Annotated in this window: 5 protein-coding genes and 2 tRNA genes; all 7 read left to right on the top strand. The window is 40.1% G+C overall.

The genetic code is table 11. The features are described from left to right. Positions 1–120: 120 nt before the first annotated feature. The 7 genes from argG (at position 121) to Q0017_RS12435 (ending at position 8577) form a co-directional block, all read left to right on the top strand. Positions 121–1461: an argininosuccinate synthase gene (argG, locus tag Q0017_RS12465; RefSeq protein ID WP_298147342.1), complete on the top strand. Its 1341-nt coding sequence runs from the start codon at positions 121–123 to the stop codon at positions 1459–1461. A 174-nt stretch (positions 1462–1635) separates the two neighbouring features. Continuing rightward, on the top strand, positions 1636–2670 hold the full coding sequence (pyrC, locus tag Q0017_RS12460; RefSeq protein ID WP_298147339.1) for a dihydroorotase: 1035 nt from the start codon (positions 1636–1638) through the stop codon (positions 2668–2670). Beyond that, positions 2655–3314, top strand: a complete 660-nt coding sequence (rnt, locus tag Q0017_RS12455) for a ribonuclease T (RefSeq protein ID WP_298147336.1) — start codon at positions 2655–2657, stop codon at positions 3312–3314. Before pyrC ends, rnt begins: the two co-directional genes overlap by 16 nt. A 20-nt stretch (positions 3315–3334) precedes the next feature. After that, positions 3335–3410, top strand: a tRNA-Glu gene (locus Q0017_RS12450). A gap of 434 nt (positions 3411–3844) precedes the next feature. Next, positions 3845–6373 (top strand): TonB-dependent receptor plug domain-containing protein, encoded by a 2529-nt coding sequence (locus Q0017_RS12445; protein WP_298147334.1) that lies wholly within the window; start codon positions 3845–3847, stop codon positions 6371–6373. 613 nt (positions 6374–6986) lie between these two features. After that, positions 6987–7062 (top strand) — tRNA-Glu (locus Q0017_RS12440). Between the two features lie 126 nt (positions 7063–7188). After that, positions 7189–8577: an amino acid permease gene (locus Q0017_RS12435; protein ID WP_298147332.1), complete on the top strand. Its 1389-nt coding sequence runs from the start codon at positions 7189–7191 to the stop codon at positions 8575–8577. The last annotated feature ends 326 nt before the right edge of the window (positions 8578–8903 follow it).

Raw genomic sequence — 8903 nt, 5'->3', positions numbered from 1 at the left:
AATTTTAATCGATTGTGTTTTTTAAGCCAAACAAGCACGTTTTATAATGATACAATGCTGAGTTTAGATTTTCTCCTTGGCTGCCATCATGGTTGCCTATTTATATAGTTAGGACGAGCAATGACTGATAATGCAACGATCTTGCAGAATGTACCAGTAGGCAAAAAAGTAGGTATCGCTTTCTCTGGTGGTCTAGATACTTCAGCTGCACTTTTGTGGATGAAACAAAAAGGCGCTGAACCTTATGCGTATACCGCAAACTTAGGTCAGCCAGACGAAGATGATTACGATGCGATTCCAAAGAAAGCTGAGGCCTATGGCGCAGTTAAAGCTCGCTTAGTGGACTGCCGTTTACAGCTTGCATTAGAAGGTATTGCAGCAATTCAATGTGGCGCATTCCACATCTCAACCGGTGGTATGCCGTATTTTAACACTACACCCTTAGGTCGTGCGGTAACAGGTACCATGCTTGTGACTGCCATGAAAGAAGATGACGTCAATATTTGGGGTGACGGCTCGACTTATAAAGGCAACGACATTGAACGTTTCTACCGTTACGGTTTGCTAACCAACCCTGCGCTTAAAATTTATAAGCCTTGGTTAGACCAAACCTTTATTGATGAATTAGGCGGCCGTGCAGAAATGTCACAGTTCCTCATCGACAACGGTTTTGACTACAAAATGTCAAAAGAAAAAGCCTATTCAACAGATTCAAACATGTTGGGTGCAACACATGAAGCGAAAGATTTAGAATATCTTGACGCTGGCATCAAAATCGTTGAGCCAATCATGGGCGTTGCCTTCTGGAAAGATGACGTAGACGTAAAAGCTGAAGAAGTTTCTATTACGTTTGAAGAAGGCTTCCCTGTTGCAATCAACGGTCAGCGCATTGAAGATCCAGTTGAATTTATCTTAGAAGCAAACCGTATCGGTGGCCGCCACGGTCTAGGTATGTCGGATCAAATTGAAAACCGTATCATCGAAGCGAAATCGCGTGGTATTTATGAAGCTCCAGGTATGGCATTGCTTCACATTGCTTATGAGCGCCTTGTGACTGGTATTCATAACGAAGATACCATTGAACAATACCGTATCAACGGTTTACGTTTAGGTCGCCTACTTTACCAAGGTCGTTGGTTTGACTCTCAAGCACTTATGCTACGTGAAACGGCTCAGCGTTGGGTGGCTAAAGCGGTTACAGGTACTGTAACTTTAGAACTTCGTCGTGGTAATGACTACACGATTATGAACACTGAATCTGAAAACCTGACCTATGAAGCTGAACGCTTAACCATGGAAAAAGGCGATTCAATGTTCTCTCCAATGGATCGTATTGGTCAATTAACCATGCGTAACTTGGATATTACTGATACACGTCAAAAATTAGGCATTTACACCAACTCAGGTTTATTGGCTGTAGGTACAAGTTCTGCTGTGCCACAATTAAAAGACAAAAACTAAGTTTTGGTTGATTCAAAAAAACCGCTCAGCTGAGCGGTTTTTTTATGCCTAAAAACACAGCAACTACCGCCATATTGTCGCATTATTGGCTAAAAATCGGCTTTTGTTGCGCTTAAAGATTATCATTTGTGCATTTATAGATTATCATCGGAATTATTTTTTTGAAGTACAGCTGTGAATACGATTACTCTTCTTCAGCCAGATGATTGGCACGCTCACCTTCGCGACGGTTTATCTTTACAACGCACTGTGCCAGATTTAGCACGTCAATTCTCACGTGCGATTTGTATGCCAAACCTTGTGCCACCGGTTAAGACTGTAGAAGAAGCGATCAGCTATCGTGAACGCATTATGGCACATGTACCAGAAGGCTTAAATTTTGATCCGCGTATGGTGCTGTACTTCACCAATCAAACTTCACCAGATGAAGTTTTAAAAATCAAAAACTCACAACATGTAAACGCCATTAAGTTGTACCCTGCTGGTGCCACAACGAACTCTGACAACGGCGTAAGTGACATTGAAAAAGTCTACCATGTCATTGAAAAAATGGAAGAACACCAAGTTCCATTGTTATTGCATGGTGAAGTCACCCACAATCATGTCGATATTTTTGACCGTGAAAAACGTTTCTTAGATGAAGTATTAGCACCGCTTTTACAAAAATTCCCGAAACTAAAGTTAGTCTTAGAACACATTACGACAGCAGAAGCAGCTGAATTTGTGTTAGCGCAAGGCGAGCATGTGGCGGCTACGATCACCCCACAACATTTATTATTTAACCGTAATGATATGTTGGTCGGTGGTATTAAACCGCATTTTTATTGCTTACCTATTTTAAAACGTCAAACCCATCAAGCCAAATTGCTTGAAGTGGCCACCTCTGGCAATCCTCAATTTTTCTTAGGCACAGACAGTGCACCGCACTCGAAAAATGCCAAAGAAAATGCCTGTGGTTGTGCGGGTTGCTATAGCGCACCAACTGCAATTGAGTTGTATGCTCAAGCCTTTGACCAAGTGGGTAAAATTGAGCGTTTAGAAGGCTTTGCAAGCCATTTTGGTGCTGACTTCTATGGCTTACCACGTAATACTACAACGATTACTTTGGTCAAAGAAGAACAGACCATTCCTGAGAGTTTTGACTATTTGGATGGCGAAAAAATTATCCCACTTTATGCGGGTAAAACCATCCAGTGGAGAAAAGTGTGACACAAGAAACAGGACCTGTGATTGGTCAACGTTTCCGTGGTTTTTTACCTGTTGTTGTGGATGTCGAAACAGCAGGTTTTAACGCGCAAACCGATGCTTTACTTGAAATTGCGGCCATTCCAATTGTGTACGACGACAATGGCCAATTTGTACCAGGTCAAGCTTATCATGCCCATATTAATCCTTTTGAAGGAGCGAATTTAGATCGCCGTTCACTAGATTTTATTGGGGTTGATCCGTTTAACCCCATGCGTATGGCCATGGCTGAAGATGAAAAAACGGCATTAAAGCGTATTTTCAAATCAGTCAATGAAGTACGTCGTCAACAAGGCTGTACCCATGCCGTGTTGGTGGGTCACAACGCCCATTTTGACTTAGGCTTTTTACAAGCTGCGATTGCACGTACAGGCAGTAAAAACCAAAACCCATTTCATAGTTTTTCCGTATTTGATACGGTGACTTTAAGTGCGGTGATGTTTGGTCAAACTGTACTTGCTAAGTCATGTATTCAAGCGGGTATTGAGTTTGATGGCAAAGAAGCCCATTCTGCGTTATATGATACGCAAAAGACCGCTGAACTGTTTTGCTATATTTTAAACAAACTCGCACCACATTTACTTGACACTTTGGTGGCGGATCAATAAGATACCGCCATCTTCTAAACGTCCCTATCGTCTAGAGGCCTAGGACATCGCCCTTTCACGGCGGTAACCGGGGTTCGAATCCCCGTAGGGACGCCATCTATTTCTTGCTTTTATCTGTTTGACCTGTATAGAGCAATGAATTATCTTTTCTATCTAAATTGACTCTTATTTGCTGGCCTGTAAGCCTCACTGCTCATATAAAAAAATACCTATTTTGGGCTGATTGTTGATTCACAATGTCGCGCAATCATAAAATTTAAGTATGTTTAATTGAGTCGTTTTAGCCAAAAGCTAAATCTATTTCTCTCCCCTCCTTCAAAGCCTGTTGTACTTTTATCATCTCAAGCGAAATCACCACGCTTGAATTGTTCATAGCACATTATTGTGCTTTTTTTATGCCTTGTGTTTCACAAAGATAAAATATTGCCCATCATGAGGTAGAAAAGATCACAATCTTCAGTAAGATTGTTGCAATTGAGTTAAAATTTAATGATAATTACTCTCGTTTTCATTTGTATGTCTATTTCTCTATGCGCTTTTCGCCTTCTACTTTAACGACCGCAATACTCACAATTTTAACGACCTCTGCTTATGCCAATGATTCAAACGAACAACAAGAAAAAAATGTGGCTTTACTTCCCATTATTGTAAAAGCACAAGACAGCCAACCCTTAGGCAAAACAATTTATACAAAACAAGACTTAGAGCGCATTCCAAATAGTTCTAAAAATATAACCAATTTCTTAAAAATCAATCCAAATGTTCAATTTAGTCATGATCATCTAGCTGCAAGCGCCCAAGCCGATTTAAAACCTGCTGAAATTTCGATTCACGGGGCACAATCATTTCAAAATAAATTTGTCGTTAATGGTGTGAGCAATAGTAACTTATTAGACCCTATGGGTTCAGGTACGGCAACTTATGGTGGCATTACTGCAGGTTCACAAGGTGTGGCAATCAATACCGATTTGCTGTGTAATCTTGAAGTTTTAGACAGCAATGTCAGCGCAAAACATGGTGGATTTACCGGCGGTGTCATTCAAGCTGAAACCTGTGCACCAAATACAGAAATTGGCAAAATTCATGGCAGCGTCAGCTATGACTATACCGAAAGTGATTGGAACCGCTATCACTTAACCACTGATGCAGATCAAGGTTTATTTGAAGGTGAATCGACCCAATCCAACCAAAAAGAATATGTTCGACAAGGTATAAGTACTCATCTTTACGGCAAACTTTCAGAAGTCTATGCTTTTGATGCCTATGTATCACAACGTCAATCTAAAGTGCCTGTTGCTAGTGGATTACCCTCTCCGACCCAAATTGAACAAAAAAAATTAAATACCAATATTGGTGCAACACTGTATATCGACCCTCATGCACAAACCAACATGAAGATTGGCTTCACATTAGGCGATTTAGAAGACAATAGTTATGTTGATAAACGACGATATTCTCAAAGTACGACTCAAAATGAATCAGCATTAATGTTTGCTGCAATTGACCAGCAATACCTTTGGGGTCAATTAAAACAAAAATTAAATTATCAGCAAATTGATAACCATCGTACGTCTTCCTCGGATCGAGGGATCAATTGGATTTATGCTCCTGGCAGTAAAGATTGGGGTAATACTGAACAAGCATGGGAAGGTGCAACCTCAGCAGATATCGCCTTAAAACAAAACAGCATCAACTATGAATTAGACACCATATTAAATAGCTTTGATTTGGGCGACACCAAACATCAATTCAGTGCCGGTTTTGCTTATCATTATGATGCTGTAAAGTGGCAACGTAGCAAAGATTTCATAACCCACTATGCTGTCCCATCAGGACCCACCCAAAACTTATATGATTTAAATGGTCAATCATGCCAAGTCAATGATCCACTTTGTGATGAAAATACTACAGGTCCGGTCACCATCAATAAAGTGCCTACGGTCCTGAATGGTCAATATTTTGGTGGTGGTAGCTTATATAAAGCAGGTAAATTTGATGGCACATATCAACAAGCATCCCTGTATGTTGAAGATGCGATTGCTTGGCGTAATGTGAGTGCACGTTTAGGTGTGCGTGCTGATTATGATGAAGCAAATCGCAATTTAAATGTTGCACCACGTAGCAGTATTCGCTACCAACCTTTTTACAATGACAGCCTCACTTTCACATCAGGTTGGAACCGCTACTACAGTGCCCCAACTTATATGACTGACTTACGTCAATCCGTTACCTCTTTAGATTTCAACTTAAAGCGTGCTGATCAAAATTCCGAGTGGACCGAAAGTCCAAAAACAAGCTGGAACACTGATACTCTAAAACAAGATTTAAAAACACCATATGCCGATGAAATTGTATGGGGTATCAATAGCCAATTTAAAAATACGCATCTTGGTCTTAAATGGGTCAATCGTCAGTACAAAGATGAAATTTCCCGCAATCAAATAGGTACAGGCGTAAATCGCTATACAGTGTATGACAATAGTGGTTACGGTGAAAATGATACTATTACACTTGAAGTTAATACCCTAGAACCGATTAAGTTTAAAGGCAGCCAACATGAGTTAGGCTTAGCAATTAATTATACTGATGCTTATCGCAGCACACCTGATTACACAGAAGTGTTGATTGAAGAAGAGCTGCAAGAACTGATTTCTTATGATGGCAAAATCATAGAACATGGTGACATGCCTGCCTCAAACTATAACCAACCAATGACTGCCCGTGTCTCTTGGGATATTGGTTTTGATTCATTGCCTTTAAAAATTTCTAACTTCTTCAGCTATAAAGACACATATCAACAAGTGTTAGAGGCCAGTTCTGCTAATAAAGTCGTACACAATGGCGTTAAAATTGATACCTATACATTACAGGAAATCAAACCTCGTTTTACTTGGGATATGCGTACCACTTATAACTGGAATATCACTCAAGATTATTCAATGATTTTTGGTGTGACTGTCAACAATATCACCAATCGAAACAATCTATATGCTTCAGGCAATAAGCAGTACTCAGAAATTGGGCGTCAGTTTATTGCCGATGTGAGCTTTAAGTTTTAAAGAGTATGCCATACATGCTCTTTTGTATCTGTAGGAATCATAACATGCCCCATATCATGACAATTTTTTGCGCTGTGATTGCTGTCATAGCTTTGGTTTTTTTTAGTTTTCAGCAAGAAGAAGTCCCCAAAAACCTGCTTAATGACAAGGCACAGCACAGTATAGAAACACTTAACCCAAACAATACTGAAGCCTAGTGTTTACACTCACAAGCCCGATTATTCCAAGAGACCTAAACTCAATTTGTACAAGGGGATGATATTTAGGTCAAAAAACTCTTAGGCTATTTTGTAAATTTTACAAAATATAGCTTACTCAATTGCTTAAAAAAATTATCTTCAAGACCTATATATTTAAAAAAATCAGCATACTTATATAAGGTTAAGTAGATTGATTACTCCTTAGCAAGCCTTAAAAGAGCTACTTTTTAGCCAATTTTTTTATGCATACGCGTGAGCCTCATCTCAATGTTGGTAGAATTATTTAGTTGAAAATAGGCTGTTTTTAAAAAACCTGCTCCTCTTTTAGCCAGTTGAAGTTTTTTTAAAGCTAAATTTTGATTTTAGTTTGACAGGATTTTAAAAACTTCTTAGTATGTGCACCACCTCAAAACGTCCCTATCGTCTAGAGGCCTAGGACATCGCCCTTTCACGGCGGTAACCGGGGTTCGAATCCCCGTAGGGACGCCATTTATCACCTCACGTGATTTATAAATAAAATTTATTGTATTGATAAATAAATTGCAGATTTGTGGTTTTACACTACAATACTCAGCTTCTATTCTTTTTTATTTTTTTTCTGTTATGCAGCCATCTATGCAGCAGGGCAATTCTGCGCCTTTAAAACGCGCTATGAGTACCCGACATTTGGTCATGATCTCACTTGGTGGTGCGATTGGGACCGGCCTATTTTTAGGTTCGGGTGAAGTCATTGCACAAACTGGACCGATTGGTGCCATTCTCTCCTATTTTCTTGGTGGCGTGATCGCGTATATGGTCATGCTGTGCTTAGGTGAACTTGCGGTACACATGCCGGTTTCAGGTTCATTTGGTGCTTATGCCAAACAATATATTGGGCCGGGTACCGGCTATACCGTCACATGGTTATATTGGCTTACATGGTCAGTGACTTTAGGTACTGAATTTACCGCCGCCGCACTCCTCATGCAAGAATGGTTCCCACATGTGTCAATGTGGTTGTGGACACTCATTTTTGGGGTATTTGTTTTTAGCTTAAATATGATTTCGACGCGTTGGTTTGCCGAATCTGAATTTTGGTTAGCTTTGGTCAAAGTCATTACCGTTGTGGTATTTATTTTACTGGGTTTATTGGCCATCTTTGGTGCAGTGTCTTATCAAGGCTTCGAATCTGCACCATTGTTTACCAATTTAACCGCGCAAGGTTGGTTCCCTGAAGGGTTATTCCCCATTTTTGCCACCATGTTGATTGTGAACTTTGCTTTTTCTGGTACAGAACTGATTGGGGTTGCTGCAGGTGAAACTAAAGATCCTGCCAAAAACGTCCCTAAAGCCATTAATACAGCAATTTTGCGTTTGTTGGTGTTCTTTGTGGGTACCATTATTGTCATTAGTGCATTGTTACCGCATCAAGCAGCAGGTTTAGGCGCTGAAGGCGTGAGTAGCAGTCCATTTGTGACCGTGTTTAATCACATTGGCATTCCTTATGCTGAAGATATTATCCGTTTTGTGATTATTACTGCATTATTGTCGGCTGCTAACTCAGGTTTATTTGCTGCTTCACGTATGATGTGGTCACTTTCTCACCAAAAACAGTTACCTGCTGTGTTCTCTAAAGTGAATGCGCGTGGTATTCCTTATGTGGCAGTCAGTGTGACAATGATTGGCGCCATGCCGGGCTTATTGTCAGAACAATTTGCACCTGAAACCATCTTTAAAAATTTACTCGGCATTGCAGCCTTTACCATGGTAGTGGTTTGGATGAGCATTTGTTTGAGCCAATATAACTTCCGTCGCCAGTGGTACAAACAAGGCAAAACTGCGCAAGATTTAGGTTTTGCAGCACCCTTGTTCCCGATTGTGCCGATTTTAGGTTTTGTATTTTGTTTTATCACCTGTGTAAGTATGGTGTTTGACCCAGAAATGCTACCTGGCTTTATTGGCTGTATGATCTTTATTGGCTTGTGCTATGTCAGCTATTACGCGCTGTATCATAAAAAAGCTTAAATTTTTTAATAAAGCGGCTATTTGGCCGCTTTATTTTTGTTCTGTATTTAAAAAATATGATGACTGTATCGTAGTTGCCATGATTTTGGCTGCAAATTTAATTTAAACTTTGTAGCAATATCGCTGCTATTTTAGGCAAAATCGTTGGTAAATCACCAACATTGCCTTATTTTTAAACGCTTAAAACTTTTTTTGATTTATTTTGCAAAAAAGCGTTTGACACCCCCCTATTCTCACCCTATTATACGTCCACCTCTGAAACGTCCCTATCGTCTAGAGGCCTAGGACATCGCCCTTTCACGGCGGTAACCGGGGTTCGAATCCCC

This window comes from uncultured Acinetobacter sp. (genome assembly GCF_947624825.1).
GTDB lineage: Bacteria > Pseudomonadota > Gammaproteobacteria > Pseudomonadales > Moraxellaceae > Acinetobacter.
Note: the sequence above shows the minus strand (reverse complement) of the source record. Positions and strands in the feature narration are given on the sequence as shown.

What these genes read in the sequence shown, in the direction of transcription:
- argG (WP_298147342.1), top strand. Translation starts at nt 121, where the DNA reads ATGACTGATAATGCAACGATCTTGCAGAATGTACCAGTAGGCAAAAAA.
- Q0017_RS12445 (WP_298147334.1), top strand. Translation starts at nt 3,845, where the DNA reads ATGCGCTTTTCGCCTTCTACTTTAACGACCGCAATACTCACAATTTTA.
- Q0017_RS12435 (WP_298147332.1), top strand. Translation starts at nt 7,189, where the DNA reads ATGCAGCAGGGCAATTCTGCGCCTTTAAAACGCGCTATGAGTACCCGA.